Origin of the sequence: Mycobacterium helveticum, from assembly GCF_007714205.1 — a bacterium.
GTDB classification, from domain to species: Bacteria; Actinomycetota; Actinomycetes; order Mycobacteriales; family Mycobacteriaceae; genus Mycobacterium; species Mycobacterium helveticum.
In genome coordinates, this window is record NZ_VMQU01000001.1 from 41,773 (window position 1) to 64,647 (window position 22,875).

Sequence of the window (22,875 nt, forward strand, 5' to 3'; positions counted from 1 at the left end):
TGTCACACAGTAGCCGCCACCCGGACGGCGGCCGACTCGGGCATCGGGTCGTAGCGGGCGAACGACCGGGTGAACGACGCGGCCCCGTGCGCCAGCGAACGCAGATCGATGGCATAGCGGGTGAGCTCCACCTGCGGCACCTCGGCGTGCACCACCGTGCGGTCGCGGCCGGCCTCGGTGCCCAGGACCCGGCCGCGGCGGCTCGACAGGTCGCCCATCACCGCACCGACGAAGTCGTCGGGCACCAGCACCGAGATCTCGTCGATCGGTTCGAGCAGCGCCACCCGGGTCGCCGCCGCCGCCTCCCGCAACGCCAGCGCGCCGGCCATCTGGAAGGCGAAGTCCGAGGAGTCGACGCTGTGGGCTTTGCCGTCGAGCAGGGTGACGCGGATGTCGACCACCGGATACCCGGCCTGCACACCCTTTTCCATCTGGGCACGCACACCCTTCTCCACGCTCGGGATGAACTGGCGCGGCACCGCCCCGCCGACCACCTTGTCGACGAACTCGAACCCGGAGCCCTCCGGCAGCGGCTCCACCTCGATGTCGCACACCGCGTACTGGCCGTGCCCGCCGGACTGCTTGACGTGGCGGCCGTGGCCTTTGGCCTTGCCGGTGAACGTCTCCCGCAACGGAATTCGGACGTCGACGGTATCCACGGTGACGCCGTAGCGGTTGGCCAGCGCATCCAGCACGACGCCGGCATGGGCTTCGCCCATGCACCACAGCACGATCTGGTGGGTTTCCGGGTTCTGCTCGATGCGCAGTGTCGGGTCCTCGGCGGCCAGCCGCCCCAGCCCGACGGAGAGCTTGTCCTCGTCGGTCTTGGCGTGCGCCGCGATGGCGACCGGCAGCAGCGGCTCGGGCATCTTCCAGGGCTTGAGCACCAGCGGTTCGGACTTGTCCGACAGCGTGTCGCCGGTCTCGGCCCGGCTCAGCTTGCCGATCGCGCAGATGTCACCCGCGACCGCGGCCTGCGCCGGGCGTTGCTGCTTGCCCAGCGGAAAGGACAGCGTCCCGACGCGTTCGTCCTCGTCGTGGTCGGGGTGGGCCCCGCCGTTCGGGTTGCCCGCGCCGAAAAACGACGCAAAATGGCCCGACACGTGAACCGTCGCGTCGGGCCTGACCGTGCCGGAGAACACCCGGACGAGGCTGACCCTGCCGACGTAGGGGTCCGACGTCGTCTTCACCACCTCCGCGAGCAATGGCGCGTCGACGTCGCAGGCCAGCGTGGTGTGCGGGGCGCCCTGCGGCGTGAACACCTCCGGGAGCGGGTGTTCCATCGGCGAGGGGAATCCGCGGGTGATGATCTCCAGCAGCTCCAGCGTTCCGACGCCGGTGCCGCTGCACACCGGGACCACCGGGAAGAACGACGCCCGGGCGACGGCTCGCTCCAGGTCCGCGATGAGCACGGGCTCGTCGATCGTCTCGCCGCCCAGGTAGCGCTCCATCAGGGACTCGTCCTCGGACTCCTCGATGATCCCCTCGATCAGCGTGCCGCGGGCGTCCTCGATGCGGTCGGCGTCCGACGGGTCCGGCGGGTGGGTCGCGCGTCGCCCGTCCGCGTAGTCGTAGCAGGTTTGCGACAGCAGGCCGATCAGGCCGGCGCAGGCCGGCAGGGGGGTGGGCAGGTACAGCGGTAACACCTTGTCGCCGAACGCGTCCTGCGCCGCGGTCAGCGCCTCGGAGTAGTCGGCCCGCGCGTGGTCGAGCTTGGTGATCACCACGGCGCGGGGCATGCCGACCTGGCTGCACTCCTGCCACAGCAACTTCGTCGGTTCGTCGACCCCCTCGTTCGCGGCGATCACGAACAGGGCGCAGTCCGCCGCCCGCAGTCCGGCCCGCAGCTCGCCGACGAAGTCGGCGTATCCGGGGGTGTCGACCAGGTTGACTTTGATGCCGTCGTGCGACAGGGACGCGACGGCTACCCCCACCGACCGCTGTTGGCGGATCTCGGCGTCGTCGTAGTCGCATACCGCGGTGCCGTCGGCGACCGAGCCCGCCCGGGACAGCACCCCGGCCGCGACGAGCAGGGCTTCGACGAGGGTGGTCTTGCCCGCTCCGGACGGTCCGACGAGAACCACGTTGCGAATGTCGCCCGGGCCGGTGGCGGTGGGGGCGGTCGTCGCGCCCTGGGAACTATTTGTCCTGTCCGCCATGGCTTCCCTCCGACTTTCCCGGGTCGCTTACTGCCGTGCATCTATCCAGCTACCCTTCACCCAACCACCGCCGACCACAAGAGCCCGCGGCGAATCGTTGACCGCCCCGCCCGCGGTCCCCGTGGGGCGTGCTCAGGCCTGCCAGTCCGACCACCGGTGGACCGTGACCGCGATGACCGCACCGTCCAATGAAACCGATTGGTACTGAGGGTATTTGGAGCGTAGCAGCCGCCTGCCGGTGTCCATCGCCGGGCCGCTCTCGTGCACGGTGGCGACACCGTCGACCCGCACCCACCACAACCGCGTCCAGTCGTCGGCGTAGTGGTCGACGAGCAGGCTCACCCGGGGGTTTTTCGCGATGTTGGCCAGGCGCCGCAGCCGGCGGGTCGATTTGGGCTTGGCGTCGACGGCGGTGTACACCACGTCGCCGCCGCCGGAGTCGTCGAGCGCGAAAACCACCGGCACCAGGTGGGGGGCGCCGTCGGGTGTGATCGTGGCCAGCCGGGCCACCGGGCAGCGGCCGAACCTGGCCCTGGCGTCGAAGTCGCCCACCGCCTCAGCTTAGGGAAACGGGCTGCCCGGCGCGGCGGCCCGCGGGCTCTGCCGGTTTGCTGCACGGCCGGGCGGATTCCGGTGGCGGGCGAGGGCGCCGGACGCGTCGGCGGACGTGGCGATTGCGCCCGTGCCACCCGCCCGATTGCGGCGACAGCGAAAGGCCGCGCTCGCGCGCACCAGGGGAAATGCGGTCAGATGGAAAACCTGACCAACGCCCGTACAGCTATCTGCATTACGGTTATACGTACAAAGTCGTCCCGCCTCAGAGCCGGAGACAGGGGCGATTTCTGATTTTCGGCTACAGGAGGTACGGATGAGCAAAGGGCATCACCGCTCAGTCTGGTGGTCACGGTCAGCCAGCGTGTTGGCTGTGGTCGGGCTGGGCCTGGGCCTGGGCGCGGGCCTGGGCGCGGTGCCGGCGTCCGCCGCACCTCCCGGGGTGTCCACCCCCGCGCTGGATCGGGTCGCCGACCGGCCCATGTTGTCCCTCGACCCGACCTTGCTGGTCGCGCAGGTCGGGCCGCAGGTGGTCAACATCAACACCAAGTTCGGCTACAACAACGCGGTGGGGGCCGGGACCGGGATCGTCATCGACCCGAACGGTGTCGTGCTGACCAACAACCATGTGATCTCCGGCGCCACCGACATCAGCGCGTTCGACGTCGGCAACGGCCAAACCTACGGCGTCGACGTGATCGGCTACGATCGCGCGCAGGACATCGCCGTCCTGCAGCTTCGTGGCGCGGCAGGGCTGCCGACCGCCGCGATCGGCGGCGGGGTCAACGTCGGCGAGCCGGTGGTCGCGATGGGCAACGCCGGCGGGCAGGGCGGAACGCCCAGCGCGGTGGCCGGCCACGTCATCGCTCTCAACCAGACGGTCGACGCAACCGACACCCTGACCGGCGCCCAGGAGACGCTGGGCGGGCTGATCCAGGCGGACACGCCGATCAAGCCGGGCGACTCCGGTGGGCCGATGGTGAACAGCAACGGCCAGGTGATCGGGATGAACACCGCCGCCACCGACAACTACAAGATGTCCGGCGGGCAGGGCTTCGCCATCCCGATCGGCCAGGCGATGGGGGTGGCGGGCCAGATCCGCTCCGGGGCCGGCTCGAACAGCGTGCACGTCGGCCCGACGGCCTTCCTCGGCCTGGGCGTCGTCGACAGCGGCGGCAGCGGTGCGCGCGTCGAACGCGTGGTCAGCGACGGGCCCGCCTCGGCAGCGGGCTTCGCGCCGGGTGACGTGATCACCGCGATCGACGGTGCCCCGATCTATGGGGCCACCTCGATGACGGACGCCCTCGTCCCGCATCACCCGGGGGACACCATCACGGTGAGCTACCGTTCCGCCTCGGGCGGCGACCGCACCGCCACCGTGACGCTGGCGGACGGCCCGCCGGCCTGATATCCACCCGGGGCTATGCCCGCAGTCCAATCCGCTTGTCGCCCGGCGCGGTTCGCCGCGCCGGTGCGAGCGTGATTCCCGGCGTCGCGCCTCGGGTACCCGTGGCATCGTGGAATTGATGAACGACGCACGAGACGCTGTCGAACACCATCCCGCGGGAGGCAGTCACGTCCAGGACGGCGTGGTCGAGCACCCGAACGCCGAGGATTTCCGCAATGCCGCGGCACTGCCGGCCGATCCGACGTGGTTCAAACACGCCGTTTTCTACGAGGTGCTGGTCCGGGCGTTCTACGACGCCAGCGCCGACGGCGCCGGCGACCTGCGCGGCCTGCACCAACGGCTGGACTACTTGCAATGGCTGGGCATCGACTGCATCTGGCTGCCGCCGTTCTACGACTCGCCGCTGCGCGACGGCGGATACGACATCCGGGACTTCTACAAGGTGCTGCCCGAGTTCGGCACCGTGGAGGACTTCGTCGCGCTGCTCGACGCCGCCCACCGGCGGGGCATCCGGGTCATCACCGACCTGGTGATGAACCACACCTCGGATTCCCATCCGTGGTTCCAGGAGTCGCGCCACGACCCCGACGGCCCGTATGGCGACTACTACGTGTGGAGCGACACCAGCGAGAGGTACACCGACGCCCGGATCATCTTCGTCGACACCGAGGAGTCGAACTGGACGTTCGACCCGGTCCGCCGGCAGTTCTACTGGCACCGGTTCTTCTCCCACCAGCCCGACCTGAACTACGACTGCCCGGCGGTGCAGGAGGCGATGATCGACGTCATCCGCTTCTGGCTCGGACTGGGGATCGACGGGTTCCGGCTCGACGCGGTGCCCTACCTGTTCGAGCGGGAGGGCACCAACTGCGAGAACCTGCCCGAGACCCATGCGTTCCTCAAGCGGGTCCGCAAGGTCGTCGACGACGAGTTCCCGGGCCGGGTGCTGCTGGCCGAGGCCAACCAGTGGCCCGCCGACGTCGTCGAATACTTCGGCGAGCCCAGCACCGGCGGCGACGAATGTCACATGGCATTCCACTTCCCGCTGATGCCGCGCATTTTCATGGCGGTCCGGCGGGAATCGCGGTTCCCGATCTCGGAGATCCTCGCGCAGACGCCCGAGATCCCCGATATGGCCCAGTGGGGCATCTTCCTGCGCAACCACGACGAGTTGACGCTGGAGATGGTCAGCGACGAAGAGCGCGACTACATGTACTCCGAGTACGCCAAGGACCCGCGGATGAAGGCCAACGTCGGGATCCGTCGCCGGCTGGCGCCGCTGCTGGACAACGACCGCAACCAGATCGAGCTGTTCACCGCGCTGCTGTTGTCGCTGCCCGGGTCGCCGGTCCTGTACTACGGCGACGAGATCGGCATGGGCGACGTGATCTGGCTGGGCGACCGCGACGGGGTGCGCACCCCGATGCAGTGGACACCGGACCGCAACGCCGGGTTTTCCGCCGCCAACCCGGGCCGGCTCTACCTGCCGCCGAGCCAGGACCCGGTGTACGGGTATCAGGCGGTCAACGTCGAGGCCCAGCGCGACACCTCGACCTCGCTGCTCAACTTCACCCGCACGATGCTGGCGGTGCGCCGGCGGCACGCGGCCTTCGCCGTCGGGAGCTTCGAAGAATTGGGTGGGTCGAACCCTTCGGTGCTGGCTTTCGTGCGCCACGCGGCAGATGATGACGACACTGTGCTGTGCGTCAACAACCTGTCGCGTTTCCCGCAGCCCATCGAGCTGAACCTGCAGCACTGGAGCGGCTACACGCCGACGGAGCTGACCGGGCAGGTGGATTTCCCGCGGATCGGCCACCTGCCCTACCTGCTGACGCTGCCGGGGCACGGTTTTTATTGGTTCCGACTGGGCGGTTCGGAGGAGAGGCACGACCCGCACCGGCGCGACGATGCAGAGCGTGGCGATGAGGAGGAGCGGCGCACATGAGCACGCCGACGACGATGCAGAGCGTAGCGATGAGGAGGAGCGGCGCACATGAGCACGAGTGAGCCAGCCAACCTGCCGGCCAAGCTGCCCTGGGCGGAGTGGCTGCCACAGCAACGTTGGTATGCCGGCCGTAACCGGGAGCTGTCCGCCGCCGAGGCGGGCCTGGTCGTGCCGCTGCGCGAAGACCTCGACCTGGTATTGGTCGACGCCGACTATGCCGACGGTTCGTCGGAGCGCTACCAGGTGCTCGTCCGCTGGGACACGGCGCCGGTTTCGGAGTACGGCACGATCGCCACGATCGGCGCGGCGGGGGACCGGACCGGTTTCGACGCCCTCTACGACACCGATGCACCGCAGTTCCTGCTGTCGCTGATCGACTCGTCGGCCGTGCGTGACGCGTCGGGCACGCAGCTGAGATTCGTCAAGGAACCGGACGCCGAGCTGCCGATGGAGGCGCTGCCGCACGTCGCGGATGCCGAGCAGAGCAACACCAGCGTGATCTTCGACCGGCGGGCCATCTTCAAGGTGTTCCGCCGGGTCAGCAGCGGCGTCAACCCGGACATCGAACTCAACCGGGTGCTCGCCCGCGCCGGCAACGCGCACGTCGCCCGGCTGCTGGGCACCTACGAGATCGCCGGGCCGAATGGCGCCGCCGACACGGCGTGGCCGTTGGGCATGGTCACCGAATTCGCGTCCAACGCGGCCGAAGGCTGGGCGATGGCCACCGCCAGCGTCCGTGACCTGTTCGCCGAGGCCGACCTGTATGCCTACGAAGTAGGCGGCGACTTCGCCGGCGAGTCCTTCCGGCTCGGTGAAGCCGTCGCCTCGGTGCACGCCACACTGGCCGAGACCCTCGGCACCACCCGGGCGACGTTTCCGCTCGACACCGTGCTGGCGCGGCTGTCGTCGACCGTGGCCAAGGTGCCCGAGCTCGACCAGTACGCGGCGATCGTCGAGGAGCGGTTCCAGAAGCTGGCGGGCGAGACGATCACCGTCCAGCGCATCCACGGTGACCTGCACCTGGGGCAGGTGCTGCGGACACCGGAGAGCTGGCTGCTGATCGACTTCGAAGGCGAGCCGGGTCAACCGCTCGCGGAACGGCGGGCGCCGGACTCACCGCTGCGCGACGTGGCCGGTGTGCTGCGGTCCTTCGAGTACGCCGCCTACGGGCCGCTGGCGGACCAGGCCGCCGACAAGCAGCTGGCGGCCCGGGCCCGGGAATGGGTCGAGCGCAACCGCACCGCGTTCTGCGAGGGCTATGCGGCCGCGTCCGGGGTCGATCCGCGCGATTCGGCGGAGCTGCTGTCCGCCTACGAACTCGACAAGGCCGTATACGAGGCCGGGTACGAGTCGCGGCACCGCCCGGGATGGCTGCCGATTCCGCTGCGTTCCATCGCACGGCTCACCGCCGCCTGACCGCCGCGGCGCTGCGCGTTCGGCGTGTGTCTGAAAGCATGTGGGGGTGGCGGGTGAGACATTCAACAGTGAAGCGCGGTTGTCGTGGGTGCTGGCGGTGCTCGCCGGCGTGGTGGGCGCGATCTCATTCACCCACTCCGCCGGATACTTCGTGGTTTTCATTACCGGCAACGCCCAACGCGCCGTGCTCGGGTATTTCACCGGCGACGTGTGGCTTGCCGCAAGCGCCGGGTTGCTCATTGCGGCATTCGTCGCCGGCGTGGTGGTGGCGTCACTGTGCCGGCGATATTTGTGGGTCGACCATCCGCACGGTCCGACGGTGCTGACAACCCTGAGTCTGGTGGCCGCCACCGCGGTGGACGTCATCGACGAAGGATGGGCGGCGGTCTCTCTGGATTTCGCGGCAATTATGCTGATGGCCTTCGGCACCGGGGCATTGAATACGTCGTTTGTCAAAGACGGCGAGGTGTCGGTGCCGTTGAGCTATGTGACCGGCACGACCGTCAAGATGGGCCAGGGCATCGAACGCCACATCGCTGGAGGTGGAAGCGCCGCGGACTGGCTGGGTTACTTCCTGTTGTTCGCCAGCTTCGTCATCGGCGCCACGGTGGGCGGCCTGATCAGCGTGGTCGCGAATGGGACCTGGATGCTGGTGCTGGCAACGGCCCTGTGCGCGTTGACAACCGCCTACACCTACTTCCACCAGGACCGCCGAGTCCTGCTCGACCAGGCACCCAAAAGGCAGCGGCAGCGACGCTGACCGGTGCGCCGCTGCCGCTGCTGGTTCTGCCGCTGCTGGTTCTATCAGGCGGCGGGCGCCTCCGGGGCGGGTGCGGCGCTGGTGAGAAGCACGTGCTGGATGTCGGGCTTCATGGCGACCAGCTGCTGGTTCCAGTAGGGCCACGAGTGTGTCCCGTTGGCCGGGAAGTTGAACGTCCCGTTGTTTCCGCCCGCGGCCAGGTAGCTGTTCTGGAACTGCTGGTTGGTGCGCAGGGTCAGACCCTCCAGGAACTTCGCCGGCATGTTGTCGCCGCCGAGGTCGCCCGGTGCGCCGTTGCCGCAGTAGACCCAGATCCGGGTGTTGTTCTGCACCAGGCGCGGAATCTGGAGCATCGGGTCATTGCGCTTCCACGCCGGGTCGGTGGACGGACCCCACATGCTGTTGGCGTTGTAGCCGCCCGAGTCGTTCATGGCCAGCCCGATCAACGTCGGCCACCAGCCGTCCGACGGGTTCAGGAAGCCCGACAGGGAGGCGGCGTAGGGGAACTGCTGAGGGTAGTACGCGGCCAGGACCAGCGCGGAGCCGCCCGACATTGACAGACCCACCGCGGCGTTCCCGGTCGGTGAGACGTTGCGGTTGGCCTGCATCCACGCGGGCATCTCCTGGGTCAGGAAGGTCTCCCACTTGTAGGTGTAGGTCTGGCCGTTGCCCTGGGACGGCTGGTACCAGTTGCTGTAGAAGCTGGACTGGCCGCCGACGGGCATGATCACCGACAGGCCGGACTGGTAGTACTCCTCGAAGGCCGGGGTGTTGATGTCCCAACCGTTGTAGTCGTCCTGGGCGCGCAGACCGTCGAGCAGGTACACCGCGTGCGGGCCGCCGTATTCGAACTGGACTTTGATGTTGCGTCCCATCGACGGCGACGGAACCTCCAGGTACTCGACCGGAAGGCCCGGCTTGGAGAATGCCCCCGCCGTCGCCAAGCCGCCGACGGCGCCGACGAGACCGGACAACAGGGCAGCCCCGACAGCCGCGATAGCCAGCCGGCGTGGCACACCCGCCGCCGCGCCACGCACCGTTTCCACGAACTTCATGGCACCCATCCATCCCAACTTTTCTGTCTGCCGCATGACGCGGTCGAATCTGTTCTGGGCGAGTGAAACACAGCGCAAGGGTGCGATCGGCCCGTCGTGGCCGCGGCGCGACATCGCGGTTGGCTAACGATTGGGCATCGCGCCCGAATAGGTCTCGGGGAGATCGCGATCGGCTATCGGCGATGTTGCGGCGTTGACGGCCGGGCGCTTTCGGCCATCGAGCGTCGCCGAACGCGGCCATCACCGCCACCGGGTCGGGGTAGTCGCGCCGGTGCGCACCCACCGTGCCGTGCATCGTGCACCCGGGGATCGCCGGGGACGTGACAGCGGTGCACGTCGCTGTTACCCGACTGCACGATCGCCCCCCCCGTAATGCGACCACGACCTCCCCGGCGGGAGCGCGGTTACGCCGCATGGCGGCCCACCGGATGTCTTGCGACGTCACGGTGGCGCGTCTAGGCCACCAGGCGGCGCAATAGCGTTGACGCCGTCGCGATTCCGATCACCGGCGCCACGACCAGCACGACGACGTCGAGGGCGTTGAACGGGGCGCCGATCAGCAGTGCCCGCAGGGCGTCCACCTCGTAGCTCAACGGGTTGACGACGCTCAGCGCGTGCAGCCACCCGGGCATCACGGCGACCGGGTACAGCGCGTTGGACGCGAAGAACAACGGCATCGTGATGGCCTGGCCGATCCCCATCAGGCGATCGCGGCTCCGGACCAGCCCGGCCAGCGTCATCGACAGGCACGCGAAGAACGCGGCGCCGAGCATGACGACGGCCATCGCCGCCAGGATGCGCAGTGGATTGACGGTCAGCCCGACGCCCATCGCATAGGCCAGCGCCAGCACGCCGACCACCTGGGCGACCGAGCGCACCCCGGCCGCGAACGCCTTCCCGGTGATCAGCGCCGGCGCGGGCGCCGGTGTCACCATGAGCTTGGCCAGGACACCGGCGTCGCGGTCCCAGATGATCTGTATCCCATAGAAGATCGAGATGAACAGCGCCGACTGGGCGATGATGCCCGGCGCCAGGAAGGCCAGGTAGGACACCGGTCCGGTGTCGATGACGCGCAGGTGGCCGAACGTGGTGCCGAAGATCAGCAGCCACAGCGCGGGCTGCACCATGCGCGTGAGCAGTTCGGTCCGGTCGTGCCGCAACTTCTGCAGTTCGACGATCGCGAACGCGCCCACCCGGCTCCATGTCGCACCGACCCGTTGCCACCCGCGCGGTGCGCGGACCAGCCGTGCGGCGGGAGCCTGCTGGTCACGCGACACGGGCGGCTGAATTTCTGCGGGAACGGATTTCGCGAAACGACTCACCCGCATCCGTCGTGTTGCCGGACAAGCCCGAGGCCGCGTGGTGGCGGAACACGTCCTCGAGGGTGGCCTGCGGGGACAATGCCGACTTCAGCCCGCCGGGTGTGCCCACCGCCTGTAACACCCCGCGATGCATCAGCGCGACGCGATCGCACAGCGCGTCGGCCTCCTCCATGTAGTGGGTGGTCAGCAGCACGGTCATGCCGAACCGGGCCTGCATGTCCTGCACCTGCGTCCACACGCCGTCGCGGGCGATCGGATCCAGGCCGACGGTCGGTTCGTCGAGCACCAGCAACGACGGCCGGTTGACCAGCGCTTGGGCCACCTCCAGCCTGCGGACCATGCCGCCGGAGTAGGTGGCGGCGAGCCGGTGGGCGACGTCGAGCAACTGCATGGCGTCCAGCGCCTGGTCGACGCGCTCGGCCCGTTCGGCGCGGGCTACCCCGTACAGCCGCGCGAACCACGCCACGTTCTGCCGGCCCGTCAGCGCCGGCTCGATCGAAAGCTGTTGCGGCACATAGCCGAGATTGCTGCGGATGTCTGCGGTCCGGGTGCGCGCGTCGAGCCCGAAGATGTGCAGCTCGCCACGGCGGACGGCGGTGAGCGTGGTCAGCACCCGCACCACCGTCGTCTTCCCCGCACCGTTGGGGCCGAGCAGGCCCATGGTCTCCCCGGGCTGCACCTGCAGGCTGAGGCCGTCGACGGCGGTGAAGTCCCCGTAGCGGCAAGTGAGGTCGCGGCAGTCGATCGCCGGGGGGTTCGCCGCGCTCATACCGATTTCTCCCGCAACATCATGGTCATCCTCTCCAGAACCTCCACCCCTTTTGCCAGCGCCGCGACTTCGCCGTCGTCGAGCTTGTCGAGCAACTCGGCGACCAGCGCGCGCCTGGCCACGGCCGAGGCGTCCATGACCTGCTGGGCGGGTTCGGCCAGATGCAACCGTCCGACGCGCCGGTCGCGGGGATCGACGTGGCGCTCCAGCAGCCCCGCGCCGACCAGCTTGGACACCAGCGTGGACGCGGTGTTGGGCACCAGCCCGAGTTCGGCGGCGGCTTCGTTGACCGAGATCCCCGGCCGGCGCGCGATCAGCCGCAGCAGCTCGGCCTGGGATTCCGATAGTTGCCCCGCGGCGTAGCCGGTCCCGGCGGAGCGCCGCAGGTGGCGACGGAACCGGCCGACGGCGCGGGTCACCTCGGCGGCGAGCTCGGGTCGGGTGGTCACCCCGCCGATAATACCTCTTTAGGGAAGCTATCTTTCAAGCCGGTGGAGGTCGACGCGGCTCAGATCTCCTTTGTCGACCGTCGCGGTCATGTACGTGCCGTGGGGTTGCCGGCGGCGGTCGGTCGGCGAGCCGGGGTTGAGCAGCCGCAGGCCGGTCGCCGTCGTGCTGTCCCAGGGGATGTGGCTGTGGCCGAATATCAGCACGTTGCTGTCGGGATAGCGCCGCGACATCCGCGCCTCCCGCCCGGCCGCCGCGCCCGTCTCGTGCACCACCGTGACGTGCAGTCCGTCCAGCACCGCGTCGGCGCGCTCGGGCAGCCGCGCGCGCAACTGCGGCCCGTCGTTGTTGCCCCAGCACGCCACCAGGCGCGTGGCCCGAGTTTGAAGCTCGTCGAGCAGTTCGACGGTCGTCCAGTCGCCGGCGTGGACGACGACGTCGGCCGCGGACACCTCCTCCCACACCCGGGTGGGCAGGTCGCGCCCGCGCCGCGGGAGGTGGGTATCGGCAATGAGCAGCAGCCGCACGCGCCCATCTTGCACCAGGCCATTTCTCGTTGGCGCCGGCTTCGGCTCCGGCCTGGCCGGCGTACGTGCCGTCCTCGTCCCCGCGGGCGGCGTGCGAGCGCGACTCGCGGGTCTCCGGTTCGACGTCGGATTCGGCCTTGTGGCCCTTCGGGCCGGCCATCTCGGGTCCATTCGCTGTTTGCTCCTGGGTGCCCCTGGCGGGTGCCGGCAAACCGGACCGGGCTACTGGCGCGGGAAGCCCCGCTCCGGCACGGCCCGCCTCCGGCGCTATTGTTACCACCCGGACCCAAGGAGAACACCGCATGCGCACCTTCGAATCGGTAGCCGAACTCAGCGCCGCCACGGGCGAGACCATCGGGCAGAGCGACTGGGTGACGATCACCCAGGAAGACGTCAACCTGTTCGCCGACGCGACCGGCGATCACCAGTGGATTCACGTCGACCCGGAGCGCGCGGCCGCCGGTCCGTTCGGCACCACCATCGCCCACGGATTCATGACCCTGGCGCTGCTGCCGCGGCTGCAGCATCAGATGTACACGGTCAAGGGCATCAAGCTCGCAATCAACTACGGGCTCAACAAGGTTCGCTTTCCCGCCCCGGTTCCGGTGGGTTCCCGGGTGCGCGCGCAGAGCTCACTGGTCAGCGTCGACGACCTCGGCGACGGCGCCGCACAGGCGACAGTGTCGACCACCATCGAGATAGAGGGCTCGCCCAAGCCGGCCTGCGTGGCCGAGAGCATCGTCCGCTACATCTCCTGATTCCCGCGAAACATAAACGGTTGCGGCGTCTTCCGGCGTGTCGTCGCAGAGGTTTATGTGTCGCGAAGTCGGGGTGTCGGCGGGTCAGAATTCGGCGATCGAGTGTTCCATGCGTTCGGCCAGTCGGGCCTGCGCCTCGGCGCGCCGGGTCGGTAGGTGCGCGGACGGGAAAGGCGTTGTCACCGGCTGGTATTCACGCAGCGTGCGCCGGGCCACCGTCATCTTGTGCAACTCGGTGGCCCCGTCGGCGATGCCCAGCGACTCGGCGGCCACCAGCATCTTGACGAACGGCATCTCGTCGGAGACGCCGAGGGCGCCGTGCAGGTGCAGCGCCCGCTGGGCGACGTCGTGCAGCACCTGCGGCATCGCGACCTTCACCGCGGCGATGTCGCGGCGCACCTTCTGGTAGTCGTGGTGCTTGTCGATCAGCCAGGCGGTGCGCAGCACCAGCAGCCGGAACTGCTCGATCTGAATCCAGCTGTCGGCGATCTTCTCCTGCGTCATCTGGAAGTCGGCGAGCCGGCCGTGCCGGGTCTTGCGAGACACGGCGCGCTCGCACATCATGTCGAAAGCGCTGCGTGCCAACGCGATCGTGCGCATCGCGTGGTGGATGCGGCCCCCGCCCAGCCTGGTCTGCGCGATCATGAAGGCCTGTCCCTCACCGCCCAGCACATGGTCGGCCGGAACCCGGACGTCGCTGTAGCGGACGTAGCCGTGGCTGGCGCGCGTGGACGATTCGGCGCCCACGCCGACGTTGCGCACGATCTCGATGCCCGGCGTCTCGGCCGGGACGATGAACAGCGACATCTTGTCGTAGGTGCGGGACTCGGGGTTGGTGACGGCCATGACGATGAAAAACGACGCATGCTTGACGTTGGTGGAAAACCACTTCTCCCCGTTGATGACCCAGTCGTCACCGTCGCGGGTGGCGGCGGTGACGAATTGCCCGGGGTCCGAACCGCCCTGGGGTTCGGTCATCGAGTAGCAGGACGTGATCTCGCCGTCGAGCAGGGGTTGCAGGTAGCGGGCCTTCTGCTCGTCGGTGCCGAACAACGCCAGGATTTCGGCGTTGCCGGAATCGGGCGCCTGGCAGCCGAACACCGACGGCGCCCAGCGGGAGCGCCCGAGGATTTCGTTGAGCAGCGCCAGCTTGACCTGTCCGAAGCCCTGACCGCCGAGTTCGGGCCGCAGGTGCGCCGCCCACAACCCCTGGTCCTTGACCTGCTGCTGCAGTGGTCGCAGGACCGCCATCGTCTCGGGATTCTTCTTGTCGTAGGGATCGAGCGCGACCAGATCGAGCGGCTCGAGTTCGTCGACCATGAACTTTTCGACCCAGTCGAGCTTCGCCTGGTATTCCGGGTCCGTCTCGAAGTCCCACACCGTCGCCAACCGTTCCCCGGTGCAGCGCCGCACCGGCATCGCTGATGGAGTCCCACCATCGTAGAGGCAGCAACCCGGTCGTGGCGCTGACGGCACCGGACCGCAGTGGCCGTCGCCGCGGGTGTCCACGGCGCGCCGGGCGATGGTCGCGAGCTTTGTCTGCGCCGCCCCGGACTTCACCCGGCGCGCAGTGACCAGTCGCGGGACCTGGTCAGGGGGTGCTTCGCCAGCCGGCGATGCCGACCGCGATCATCCTGAGTTGCTTGACCGCGATGCGCCGGATCTCCTCGAGCGCCGCGGCGCTCTGCGCGTCCTCGATCGCCTCGGCGATGGCGATCATCGCGTTGACGAACAAGGTGGACAGCACGTTGAGATCCTCGGTGCTCCACGCGTTGAGCCCCGGGAAGCGGGCCAGGTCCGTGGCCAGCTCCGAGGTGATCAGCCGGATCTCGGTGCGGATGGCGTAGCGCAGCACGCTCAGCCCGCTGTTGCGCTCGCGGCCGATCAGGCGCCAGTGTTCGCGGCGGTCGGCGACGCTGGCGATCAGGATCTCGACGGACGACTCGATGACCCGGTTCGGGTCGAACTTGCCGGCGCGCGCCGCGCGCAGCGTGTCGCGCAGCGAGCGGAACGACTCGTCGATGAGCACCAGGCCGAGCGCCTCCATCGACTCGAAGTGACGGTAGAACGCGGCCGGCACGATCCCGGCCTCCCGGGTGACCTCGCGCAGGCTGAGGCTGGAGAAGCTGCGGTCTCCCAGCAACTTGAGCGCCGCGTCGATGATGGCGCGCCTGGTGGCCTCCTTGCGCTCCTCGCGCGACGGGCTGTCGCGGGAGCGCTCGCGTCCCGAACCCCGCGGCCGTGAGCCAGGCGTACGGCTGTTCACTGTGTGAACCCTAACACAGGACTGGGAAAAGCCCTTGACTACCTGCGACTACCGGTAGCACTGTGTACACATGTTCACTCAAACTACGCACACCTCCGGTGGGACGCTCGCCCGGGCTTTCCGGAAGCGAGTTCTGGGTTCCGATCTGCTCGACCTGCTCACCGGTCCGCACGGCGTCGACCGGTACACCGAGCTGGTGGCCCCGACCTGGACGCGCGGAGAAGCCCGCGCCAAGGTCGTCGACGTCCGCCGGACGACCCCGCGCAGCGTCACCCTCACGCTCGCTCCGAACGACACCTTCACCACCACCCACGCCGTCAAGGCCGGTCAGTACGTCAACCTCACCGTCGAGATCGACGGTCGCCGGCACACCCGCTGCTACTCACCGGCCAACGCCGAAGGGGCGGGCAACCTCGAGTTGACGGTTGGGCGTCACGACGGCGGGCTGGTGTCCAACTATCTCTACCACCGCGCCCGACGCGGCATGGTGGTCGGCTTGTCCGGGGTCGGCGGCGACTTCGTCCTGCCGGTCCGGCGGCCCCGGCGGATCTTGTTCGTCTCCGGCGGCAGCGGCATCACGCCGGTCATGGCGATGCTGCGCACCCTGGTCACCGAGGGCCACCCGGGCACGCCCGGCGCCGAGATCGCGTTCGTCCACTACGCACGCACCCCCGCGGAGGCGTGCTATCGCGACGAGCTGGCCGCGCTGCCCGGCGTCCGGGTGCTGCACGGCTACACCCGATCCGGCGGCGGCGACCTCGTCGGCCGCTGCGGGCCCGAACACCTCGCCGCCGCCATGCCGGCACCGGATGCGGTGTTCGTCTGCGGCCCGACCGCACTGATCGAGGCGGTCCGCCAGCACTGCGGCCCCGGCGTCTGCACCGAGAGCTTCGTGCCGCCGGCACCCGAGGCGCCGCCGGTGGCGTCGGGCGGACGAATCACGTTCTCCGACAGCGTCGTCGACGTCGTCGACGACGGCCGTCCGCTGCTCGAGCAAGCCGAGTCGGCCGGCCTGACGCCGGCCAGCGGATGCCGGATGGGCATCTGCCACACCTGCACCCGGCGCAAGACCGCCGGCACCGTGCGCAACCTGGTCACCGGCGCGGTCTCGACCGTCCCCGATGACGACGTGCAGATCTGCGTTTCCGTCCCGGTCGGCGACGTCGACATCGCGCTCTAACTGACAACGCCACACACACAACCCCACGGGAGAAATGTCATGTCACCGAACAAGATCACGCTGACCCCGGAACAGGCCGACGCCTTCGGCCGCGAACTCGACGCCATCAGGGACCGCGTCATGGCCGACCTCGGCCAACAGGACGCCGACTACATTCGTCGCGTCATCAAGGTCCAGCGCGCGCTGGAGGTCGGCGGCCGCGCCTTACTGTTCCTGCCCCCGGCCTGGCTGGCGGGCACGACGATGCTGGGCCTGTCGAAGATCCTCGACAACATGGAGATCGGCCGCAACGTCATGCACGGCCAGTACGACTGGATGCGCGACCCGGCAATCTCCGGCCGCTCCTTCGAGTGGGACACCGCATGCCCCGCCGACCAGTGGCGGCACTCGCACAACTACATGCATCACACCTACACCAACATCGTTGGCATGGACCGCGACATCGGCTACGGCATCCTGCGGATGAGCGCGGACCAGCCGTGGCAGCCCTACTTCCTGGGCAACCCGCTCTACGCGTTCCTTTTGATGGTGCTGTTCCAGTACGGCGTCGCGCTGCACGAACTGGAGACCGAGCGCATCCGCGGCGGCGAGATCCGTCTCGCCGACAAGCGCGAGGTGCTCCGCGAGATCTTGAAGAAGACCCGCCGGCAGACGCTCAAGGACTACGTCGCCTTCCCGTTGCTGGCCGGGCCGTTCGCGCCGTTCGTGTTCGCGGGCAACCTGTCGGCGAACCTGATACGCAACGTGTGGTCGTACATGATTATCTTCTGCGGCCACTTCCCGGACGGCACGCAGGAATTCAGCATCGAGGAGACCAAGGACGAGTCCCGCGGCATGTGGTACTTCCGGCAGGTCCTCGGTTCGGCGAACCTGACCGGCGGCACTCTGTTCCACCTGCTGTCGGGTAACCTGTCGCATCAGATCGAGCACCACCTGTTCCCGGACCTGCCGGCGCGCCGCTACCCCCAGATCGCGCCGGAGGTGCGCGAGGTCTGCGAGCGCTACGGGATCCCGTACAACCGCGGCCCGCTGCTGCGCCAGTTCGGGACCGTCGTGCGCAAGATCGTCAAGCTGAGCTTGCCGGACTCGGTGCTGGGAACGGGCCGCGCCGACAAGCCGGCCGAGCGGGTCCCGGTCGCGGCGTGACCGGGCGTCGAGCCTGCGCTCACGGCGTGCCTGCACGGTAACGGATAGCACTGGGCGCAGTCTCGATTCGGTTGGTGGGGCCACATTCGGCCGCCGGCGGGGGACAATGGTCGGCGTGGAATGGACCGGCGCGCGTTACGCGGACCGACCGACGGTGGAAGCGTCGACGTGGATCGACGCCGACCCGGCCCGTGTCTGGAGTCTGGTCTCCGATATCAAGCTGATGCCGACGCTGAGCAACGAGCTGCAGTCGGTGGAGTGGGTCGGGGGCGCCGACGGCCCGCGCGGCGGCGCCCGGTTCGTCGGCCACAACGAACACCAGGCGTTCGGGCAGTGGAGCACCACCTCCCAGATCGTGGCCTGCGACGAGCCCCGCGAATTCGCCTGGGCGGTCGGCGAACCCGGCACCCCCGCGGCGACCTGGCGATTCCGGCTGACCCCCCGCGACGGGGGCACCGTCCTGAACTACTGGATGCAGATGGGGCCCGGACGGTCGGGCTTGTCGGCGGCGATCGACGCGATGCCCGACAAGGAGCAGAAGATCGTGTTCGTGCGGCTGCGGGAGTTCGAGACGGCGATCGGCAAGACGCTGTCGGCGATCAAACGGCTGGCCGAGCACGGCGTGCGGTGATGTGATGCGCACCGCGACGACGGTCGAGTTCTCCACCGCCGCCACCACCACCACCGGCGGCGACGTCGTCGCGTTCGCCGTCGAGGCGGAGAAGCTGGGTCTGGACGTGTGCTGGGTCGCCGAGGCGTGGGGCGCGGACGCGGTGTCGGCGCTGGGCTACCTGGCCGCGCGCACCGACCGCATGCTGCTGGGCTCCGGTGTGCTGCAGGCCGGTACCCGCTCGCCGGTCCTGGTCGCCCAGACCGCGATCACGCTGTCGAACCTGTCGGGCGGGCGGTTCCTGCTCGGGCTGGGCGCCTCCGGCCCGCAGGTGATCGAGGGCCTGCACGGCGTCGCGTTCGGCCGGCCGTTGGCCCGCATCGCGGAGACGGTCGACATCGTGCGGCAGGCGTTCGCGGGCGGAAAAATCTCGCACGCCGGCAACGAGTTCCAGATACCCCGTCCCGGTGGTGAGGCGGTGCCGATGCGGTTGTCGACGCGGGCCGAACACGCCATCCCGGTCTACCTGGCCGCGCTGTCGCCGGCGATGCTGCGGCTGACCGGCCGGGTCGCCGACGGCTGGCTGGGCACCAGCTTCGTCCCGGAGGGCGCGTCGGGCGCCTACTTCGCCCACCTCGACAAGGGCCTGGCCGCCGCGGGCCGCGCCCGCGGCGACATCGACGTCTGCCAGGGCGCCGAGGTCGCCTTCGCCGCGGACGAGGACGAACTGCGCGGCATGATCGCCGGCCGCAAGAGGGAACTGGCGTTCAGCCTCGGTGGCATGGGGTCGGCGAGCACGAATTTCTACAACCGGGCCTACAGCCGGCAGGGCTGGGCCGAGGTGGCCGCGGCGGTGCGGGAACGTTGGCAGCGCGGCGACCGCGAGGGGGCGACCGCCCTGGTCACCGACGCGATGGTGCTGGGCACCACGCTGATCGGGACCGCGGAGATGGTGCGCGCGCGGCTGGCGGTCTGGCGCGACGCCGGGGTCGACACCGTGCGGCTGTATCCCGCCGGCGACACGCTGGAGGCCAAGCTGAGCACGCTGGGCCGGGCCATCGAGCTGGTCCGGGACCTCGGCTGATTCAATTCAATTCAATTCAATGCACCACGGTCGGGGCCTCGGCGGCCTTGACGAGGCTCACCTGCGGCCGCGCCGGCACCGCGTCGGCGAGAAACCACCGGAAGACGAGGTTGCCGCGCGGATACCCGAGCGTGGTCAGCGAATTCGGGTGGGCGGTCAACGTGCGCGACAACACGACCGTGACCGACCCGTCGCCGTTGGGCACGGCACTGTGGCCGTTGACCGAGCAGCGGGCATCGGGCCCCTCGGCGGCGCCGTAGGTGGCCATGAACTGGTTCCACACCACCAGGTTCCAGAACCGGCACGACGGCGGCCGGTGGGTGATGACCAGCGCCTCGTCGTCCTCGAGCACGAAGCTGCCGTAGGAATAGCAGGCGTCGCGCGCCGACCAGCCGAAGTTGGCGTCGGGAACCTGGTAGGGGGCGGCGAATTCGTTGGCGGCATGGGCGGTTTGGTGTCCGAGCGCATGCTCCTGGCCGGCGCGGGTCCCGACGGCCAGCGGGACGATCGCGAACATGGTGCGCAGCCACGCCGCGGCGGCCCGCAGCGACGCGGCGGTTTCGGCGTCGCCGTGCCGGATCGGGTCCGGATCGTCGAGCGCCTCGATGCGCCAGTCGACGGGGCGGCCGGTCAGCGGGTCGGCCTGGTAGTCGCGGGTCATCAGCACGGCGGCGTCCGGGGTGGGCCCGACTTCGAAGGAAAAGTTGCCGTCGGCATCGAATTCGAGGACGTCGAGGTCGCTGTCCCGGACGATCGCCACGACGCGGTCCGACCACGCGCCCGGCGCCGGTTCGTTGTAGGCGGTCAACGAGAAGTACACGCTGTCACCCCTGTTGCCGCTGACGCGGTAGCGCCGCGCCGGATCGACCCGGCACAGGAAGTAGTAGGCGTCGGTGTTGTCCCCGCCCCAGCGGCGGTCGCGCCGAAACGGGGTGTTGACCGCGACGAACTGCGGGCGGCCGGGATCGGCGAACAGGTAGGCGTCGAACGCCACGCCCAGCGTGGTGGCGAGCATGCGGTAGCCGTCGGCGACGTGCCGGTCGTCGGTCACCGCCCGGTCGCCCTCCAGGAATGAGCGGTCAAGGCTGCCAAGTGTTTCCAGCAACTCCTGCCACGCCGCGGTCGACTCGTGCGTCATGCGCTGATTCCTTTCAGGAGTAGCTCGGTGGTGCGATCGATCCACGCGTCGGCGAATTCGGGGTCGAGTTCCCCGGGGCGCGTGAGCAGGCCCAGCAGTGCGATGCCGGCAATCGCCTCGGCCAGCTCCAAGGCGGTGACGTCGGCGCGCACGAGGCCCGCGGTCGCGGCGCTCGCCAGCCAACCGGCGAGGCCACCGGAGATGACGTCGGCGAATCGCTCGAGCAGGGCCGAATGCAGCGTCGGATCGGCCGCCATCTCGCCGATCAGGCCCGGCAGCGCCGCCCGGGCTGCTGGCGTTGACAGGAAAGCCATTGTGCAGCAGAACATCTCGCGTAGGTCGTGCCGCAGCGACCCGGTCTCGGGAATCGCGGTGGCGCCGCCGACCGGAAACACCGCCTCGTGCACCAGGTGCGCCTTGCTGGGCCAGCGCCGGTAGATCGCGGGCTTGCTGGTGCCGGCCCGTTCGGCGATGGCGGCCACGGACAACCCGGGGTAGCCGGTCTCGGCCAGCAGTTCGACCGTCGCGCGCAGCACCGCTTCGTCGATGCGCGGGTCGCGGGGTCGCCCAAAATCCACTGACATTACGGAACTCAAAGTAACATAACTCGCCGTGACCCCCGTCCGTCTCGACGACCTCGCCCAGCCCCGCTTCGGTGACGACGCGAGGCAGCTCCTCGACATGATGGCGTCGATGGCGCCGCTGTGCCCGCTGGACGCCGACGCGCTGCACGCCCAGGCCAGCGCCGACACCGGCCTGCACGACTTCGGTCCCGACGACTACCGTGAGCGGCTCGACGTCTACCTGGCGGCGCTGCGCGATCTCGACGGGCTGCACCAGGCGGGCGTCGTCAACTTCTACGGGCAGCTGCTGCAGCTGCTCAAGAACCGGCTGTTGCTGACCGACCTGCTGCGCCGGCACCCCGAGATCGACGACGTCGCGGTGCGGTCACCCGTCGTGATCGCCGGGCTGCCCCGCACCGGCACCACCCACCTGCACAACCTGTTGGCGGCGGCGCCCACCTTCCGCACCATCCCGTACTGGGAGAGCGTCGAACCGTTCCCGCTGCCGGCGGAGGCCGGTGTGGAACCGGATCCACGGCGCAGCCGGATGGACGTCGCCGTCGGGGTGATCAACACCGTGATGCCGCATTTCGCGCTCATGCACGAGATGACCACCGATCACGCCCACGAAGAGATTCAGCTGCTGGCCAACGACTTCTCCACGATGCTGTTCGAGACGCTCGCCGAGGTGCCACGCTGGCGCGAGTACTACCAGACCCACGACCAGACGCCCCACTACCGCTATCTCGCCCGGCAGCTGCGGGCGATGCAGTTCCTGCGCGGGGGGCGGCGCTGGCTGCTCAAGTCGCCGCAGCATCTCGAGCAGGTGCCGGTGCTGGACCGGGTCTTTCCCGACAGCATCGTGGTGTTCACCCACCGCGACCCGGTGCCGGTGGCGCTGTCGATGATCGCGATGATCACCTATTCCGCGCGGATGCACCGCTCGCCGGTGCCGGTGGAGCGGATCGCGGGCTCGTGGGTCGACCGGCTCGAGCGGATGCTCACCGCGCTGGTGCGCGATCGCGACACCATCGGCTCGCAACGTTCCATCGACGTCCGCTTCGACGACTTCATGGCCGACGAACTCGGCGTCGCCGAGCGGGTCTACGCCCTGGCCGGCGAGCCGTGCACCGAGCAGGCGCGCACGGCGATCATCGGCTACCGCGACGGGCACCGGCGGGGCCGGATGGGCAATGTCGAGACGTCCGCGGACATGTTCGGGCTCAGCGAGGACGATCTGCGTGCGCGCTTCGCGCCGTACGTCGAGCGGTTCCTGGCCTGACCGGTACGGTCACCAGGCATGGTCACCATGCCCGCGCTGGACGGCGTCGAACACAGGTTGGTGGACCTGCCCGGCGGCGTGGTGATCCACGTCGCCGGCGTCGGCCACTGGATCGTCGAGCATGCACCCGGGCTGGTCCTGGACCGGCTGCGCACGTTTCTGCGCGGCGACCGCGAGACATAAACTACGGTGGCGCTTTTCGGCGTGTCGTGTGCGTGGTTTATGTGTCGCGACGGCGCTCGGGCGCTAGTCGACGCCGATGGTGACTTCGGTGGACTTGATGAACACGGTCGCGGGCTGACCGACCGCCAGGCCGAGTTCGGTGGCGGCGTCCTTGGTGACCGAGGACGTCACGATCTGGTCTCCGCCGTCGAGCTTCACTTTCACGATCGCCATCACGGCGCCGAGATTGACCTCGGTGATGGTGCCTTTGAGCTGGTTTCGGGTCGATAGCCGCATCGCGGTCCTCCAGGGGATGAAGGGGTGTG

At 69.2% G+C, this 22,875-nt stretch carries 23 protein-coding genes; 11 read left to right on the top strand and 12 right to left on the bottom strand.

The window, feature by feature from the left end; genetic code table 11:
* Positions 1-2: 2 nt before the first annotated feature.
* Together FPZ47_RS00165 and FPZ47_RS00170 are read right to left on the bottom strand one after the other, a co-directional pair.
* Positions 3-2,159 carry an elongation factor G-like protein EF-G2 gene (locus FPZ47_RS00165; protein WP_144946830.1) on the bottom strand — a complete coding sequence of 719 codons (2,157 nt, stop codon included), beginning with the start codon at positions 2,157-2,159 and terminating at the stop codon, positions 3-5.
* 132 nt (positions 2,160-2,291) lie between these two features.
* The gene (locus FPZ47_RS00170) at positions 2,292-2,711 is read right to left on the bottom strand and encodes a TIGR03668 family PPOX class F420-dependent oxidoreductase (protein ID WP_144946833.1); all 420 of its coding nucleotides are present in this window, start codon (positions 2,709-2,711) and stop codon (positions 2,292-2,294) included.
* A 316-nt stretch (positions 2,712-3,027) separates the two neighbouring features.
* On the opposite strand from FPZ47_RS00170, the gene FPZ47_RS00175 reads away from it, so the two are divergent.
* The 4 genes from FPZ47_RS00175 (at position 3,028) to FPZ47_RS00190 (ending at position 8,240) form a co-directional block, all read left to right on the top strand.
* Complete coding sequence (locus tag FPZ47_RS00175) at positions 3,028-4,119, top strand: S1C family serine protease (protein WP_144946836.1); 1,092 nt, start codon at positions 3,028-3,030, stop codon at positions 4,117-4,119.
* Between the two features lie 118 nt (positions 4,120-4,237).
* The gene (gene treS / locus FPZ47_RS00180; RefSeq protein ID WP_246133227.1) at positions 4,238-6,064 is read left to right on the top strand and encodes a maltose alpha-D-glucosyltransferase; all 1,827 of its coding nucleotides are present in this window, start codon (positions 4,238-4,240) and stop codon (positions 6,062-6,064) included.
* Between the two features lie 48 nt (positions 6,065-6,112).
* Entirely contained in the window at positions 6,113-7,480 is a 1,368-nt protein-coding gene (locus FPZ47_RS00185) for a maltokinase N-terminal cap-like domain-containing protein (protein WP_144946838.1), read from the top strand.
* A 46-nt stretch (positions 7,481-7,526) separates the two neighbouring features.
* Positions 7,527-8,240 carry a YoaK family protein gene (locus FPZ47_RS00190; RefSeq protein WP_144946841.1) on the top strand — a complete coding sequence of 238 codons (714 nt, stop codon included), beginning with the start codon at positions 7,527-7,529 and terminating at the stop codon, positions 8,238-8,240.
* A gap of 44 nt (positions 8,241-8,284) precedes the next feature.
* On the opposite strand, the gene ag85C is transcribed toward FPZ47_RS00190, so the two are convergent.
* The 5 genes from ag85C to FPZ47_RS00215 all read right to left on the bottom strand — a co-directional run bounded on the left by ag85C (position 8,285) and on the right by FPZ47_RS00215 (position 12,360).
* Positions 8,285-9,295, bottom strand: a complete 1,011-nt coding sequence (ag85C, locus tag FPZ47_RS00195; RefSeq protein WP_144946844.1) for a diacylglycerol acyltransferase/mycolyltransferase Ag85C — start codon at positions 9,293-9,295, stop codon at positions 8,285-8,287.
* A 455-nt stretch (positions 9,296-9,750) separates the two neighbouring features.
* Positions 9,751-10,572, bottom strand: a complete 822-nt coding sequence (locus FPZ47_RS00200; RefSeq protein WP_144946848.1) for an ABC transporter permease — start codon at positions 10,570-10,572, stop codon at positions 9,751-9,753.
* Positions 10,562-11,386, bottom strand: a complete 825-nt coding sequence (locus tag FPZ47_RS00205) for an ATP-binding cassette domain-containing protein (protein ID WP_144946852.1) — start codon at positions 11,384-11,386, stop codon at positions 10,562-10,564. Before FPZ47_RS00205 ends, FPZ47_RS00200 begins: the two co-directional genes overlap by 11 nt.
* Positions 11,383-11,844 (bottom strand): MarR family winged helix-turn-helix transcriptional regulator, encoded by a 462-nt coding sequence (locus FPZ47_RS00210; protein ID WP_144946855.1) that lies wholly within the window; start codon positions 11,842-11,844, stop codon positions 11,383-11,385. Before FPZ47_RS00210 ends, FPZ47_RS00205 begins: the two co-directional genes overlap by 4 nt.
* Before the next feature lie 18 nt (positions 11,845-11,862).
* Complete coding sequence (locus FPZ47_RS00215) at positions 11,863-12,360, bottom strand: metallophosphoesterase family protein (RefSeq protein ID WP_144946858.1); 498 nt, start codon at positions 12,358-12,360, stop codon at positions 11,863-11,865.
* Between the two features lie 302 nt (positions 12,361-12,662).
* On the opposite strand from FPZ47_RS00215, the gene FPZ47_RS00220 reads away from it, so the two are divergent.
* Positions 12,663-13,118: a MaoC family dehydratase gene (locus FPZ47_RS00220; protein WP_144946861.1), complete on the top strand. Its 456-nt coding sequence runs from the start codon at positions 12,663-12,665 to the stop codon at positions 13,116-13,118.
* A gap of 84 nt (positions 13,119-13,202) precedes the next feature.
* On the opposite strand, the gene FPZ47_RS00225 is transcribed toward FPZ47_RS00220, so the two are convergent.
* Positions 13,203-14,498: an acyl-CoA dehydrogenase family protein gene (locus tag FPZ47_RS00225; protein WP_210419796.1), complete on the bottom strand. Its 1,296-nt coding sequence runs from the start codon at positions 14,496-14,498 to the stop codon at positions 13,203-13,205.
* Between the two features lie 211 nt (positions 14,499-14,709).
* Positions 14,710-15,384: a TetR family transcriptional regulator gene (locus tag FPZ47_RS00230; protein WP_144946867.1), complete on the bottom strand. Its 675-nt coding sequence runs from the start codon at positions 15,382-15,384 to the stop codon at positions 14,710-14,712.
* Positions 15,385-15,454: 70 nt separating this feature from the next.
* Here FPZ47_RS00230 and FPZ47_RS00235 point away from each other — a divergent pair, with 70 nt between their 5' ends.
* The 4 genes from FPZ47_RS00235 to FPZ47_RS00250 all read left to right on the top strand — a co-directional run bounded on the left by FPZ47_RS00235 (position 15,455) and on the right by FPZ47_RS00250 (position 19,404).
* A complete protein-coding gene (locus FPZ47_RS00235; protein WP_144946870.1) occupies positions 15,455-16,564 on the top strand; it encodes a ferredoxin reductase in 1,110 nt (369 codons plus the stop codon).
* A 39-nt stretch (positions 16,565-16,603) separates the two neighbouring features.
* The gene (locus FPZ47_RS00240) at positions 16,604-17,710 is read left to right on the top strand and encodes a fatty acid desaturase family protein (protein ID WP_144946873.1); all 1,107 of its coding nucleotides are present in this window, start codon (positions 16,604-16,606) and stop codon (positions 17,708-17,710) included.
* A 106-nt stretch (positions 17,711-17,816) separates the two neighbouring features.
* Complete coding sequence (locus FPZ47_RS00245) at positions 17,817-18,341, top strand: SRPBCC family protein (protein WP_210419791.1); 525 nt, start codon at positions 17,817-17,819, stop codon at positions 18,339-18,341.
* Positions 18,342-18,345: 4 nt separating this feature from the next.
* A complete protein-coding gene (locus FPZ47_RS00250; RefSeq protein ID WP_144946879.1) occupies positions 18,346-19,404 on the top strand; it encodes an LLM class flavin-dependent oxidoreductase in 1,059 nt (352 codons plus the stop codon).
* 16 nt (positions 19,405-19,420) lie between these two features.
* On the opposite strand, the gene FPZ47_RS00255 is transcribed toward FPZ47_RS00250, so the two are convergent.
* Entirely contained in the window at positions 19,421-20,542 is a 1,122-nt protein-coding gene (locus FPZ47_RS00255) for a DUF1214 domain-containing protein (RefSeq protein ID WP_144946882.1), read from the bottom strand.
* On the bottom strand, positions 20,539-21,126 hold the full coding sequence (locus FPZ47_RS00260) for a TetR/AcrR family transcriptional regulator (RefSeq protein ID WP_144946885.1): 588 nt from the start codon (positions 21,124-21,126) through the stop codon (positions 20,539-20,541). The genes FPZ47_RS00255 and FPZ47_RS00260 overlap by 4 nt, the downstream gene beginning before the upstream one ends.
* A gap of 97 nt (positions 21,127-21,223) precedes the next feature.
* On the opposite strand from FPZ47_RS00260, the gene FPZ47_RS00265 reads away from it, so the two are divergent.
* Together FPZ47_RS00265 and FPZ47_RS28205 are read left to right on the top strand one after the other, a co-directional pair.
* On the top strand, positions 21,224-22,387 hold the full coding sequence (locus FPZ47_RS00265) for a sulfotransferase family protein (protein ID WP_144947008.1): 1,164 nt from the start codon (positions 21,224-21,226) through the stop codon (positions 22,385-22,387).
* 18 nt (positions 22,388-22,405) lie between these two features.
* Positions 22,406-22,570: a hypothetical protein gene (locus FPZ47_RS28205; RefSeq protein ID WP_168209315.1), complete on the top strand. Its 165-nt coding sequence runs from the start codon at positions 22,406-22,408 to the stop codon at positions 22,568-22,570.
* A 63-nt stretch (positions 22,571-22,633) separates the two neighbouring features.
* Here FPZ47_RS28205 and FPZ47_RS00270 read toward each other — a convergent pair whose 3' ends face one another.
* On the bottom strand, positions 22,634-22,846 hold the full coding sequence (locus FPZ47_RS00270) for a TOBE domain-containing protein (RefSeq protein WP_144946888.1): 213 nt from the start codon (positions 22,844-22,846) through the stop codon (positions 22,634-22,636).
* Positions 22,847-22,875: the final 29 nt, after the last annotated feature.

What these genes read in the sequence shown, in the direction of transcription:
- FPZ47_RS00235 (WP_144946870.1), top strand. Translation starts at nt 15,455, where the DNA reads ATGTTCACTCAAACTACGCACACCTCCGGTGGGACGCTCGCCCGGGCT.
- FPZ47_RS00175 (WP_144946836.1), top strand. Translation starts at nt 3,028, where the DNA reads ATGAGCAAAGGGCATCACCGCTCAGTCTGGTGGTCACGGTCAGCCAGC.
- FPZ47_RS00165 (WP_144946830.1), bottom strand. Translation starts at nt 2,159, where the DNA reads ATGGCGGACAGGACAAATAGTTCCCAGGGCGCGACGACCGCCCCCACC.
- FPZ47_RS00260 (WP_144946885.1), bottom strand. Translation starts at nt 21,126, where the DNA reads ATGTCAGTGGATTTTGGGCGACCCCGCGACCCGCGCATCGACGAAGCG.
- FPZ47_RS00255 (WP_144946882.1), bottom strand. Translation starts at nt 20,542, where the DNA reads ATGACGCACGAGTCGACCGCGGCGTGGCAGGAGTTGCTGGAAACACTT.
- treS (WP_246133227.1), top strand. Translation starts at nt 4,238, where the DNA reads ATGAACGACGCACGAGACGCTGTCGAACACCATCCCGCGGGAGGCAGT.
- ag85C (WP_144946844.1), bottom strand. Translation starts at nt 9,295, where the DNA reads ATGAAGTTCGTGGAAACGGTGCGTGGCGCGGCGGCGGGTGTGCCACGC.
- FPZ47_RS28205 (WP_168209315.1), top strand. Translation starts at nt 22,406, where the DNA reads ATGGTCACCATGCCCGCGCTGGACGGCGTCGAACACAGGTTGGTGGAC.
- FPZ47_RS00265 (WP_144947008.1), top strand. Translation starts at nt 21,224, where the DNA reads ATGATGGCGTCGATGGCGCCGCTGTGCCCGCTGGACGCCGACGCGCTG.
- FPZ47_RS00185 (WP_144946838.1), top strand. Translation starts at nt 6,113, where the DNA reads ATGAGCACGAGTGAGCCAGCCAACCTGCCGGCCAAGCTGCCCTGGGCG.
- FPZ47_RS00240 (WP_144946873.1), top strand. Translation starts at nt 16,604, where the DNA reads ATGTCACCGAACAAGATCACGCTGACCCCGGAACAGGCCGACGCCTTC.
- FPZ47_RS00270 (WP_144946888.1), bottom strand. Translation starts at nt 22,846, where the DNA reads ATGCGGCTATCGACCCGAAACCAGCTCAAAGGCACCATCACCGAGGTC.
- FPZ47_RS00220 (WP_144946861.1), top strand. Translation starts at nt 12,663, where the DNA reads ATGCGCACCTTCGAATCGGTAGCCGAACTCAGCGCCGCCACGGGCGAG.
- FPZ47_RS00245 (WP_210419791.1), top strand. Translation starts at nt 17,817, where the DNA reads ATGGTCGGCGTGGAATGGACCGGCGCGCGTTACGCGGACCGACCGACG.
- FPZ47_RS00205 (WP_144946852.1), bottom strand. Translation starts at nt 11,386, where the DNA reads ATGAGCGCGGCGAACCCCCCGGCGATCGACTGCCGCGACCTCACTTGC.
- FPZ47_RS00250 (WP_144946879.1), top strand. Translation starts at nt 18,346, where the DNA reads ATGCGCACCGCGACGACGGTCGAGTTCTCCACCGCCGCCACCACCACC.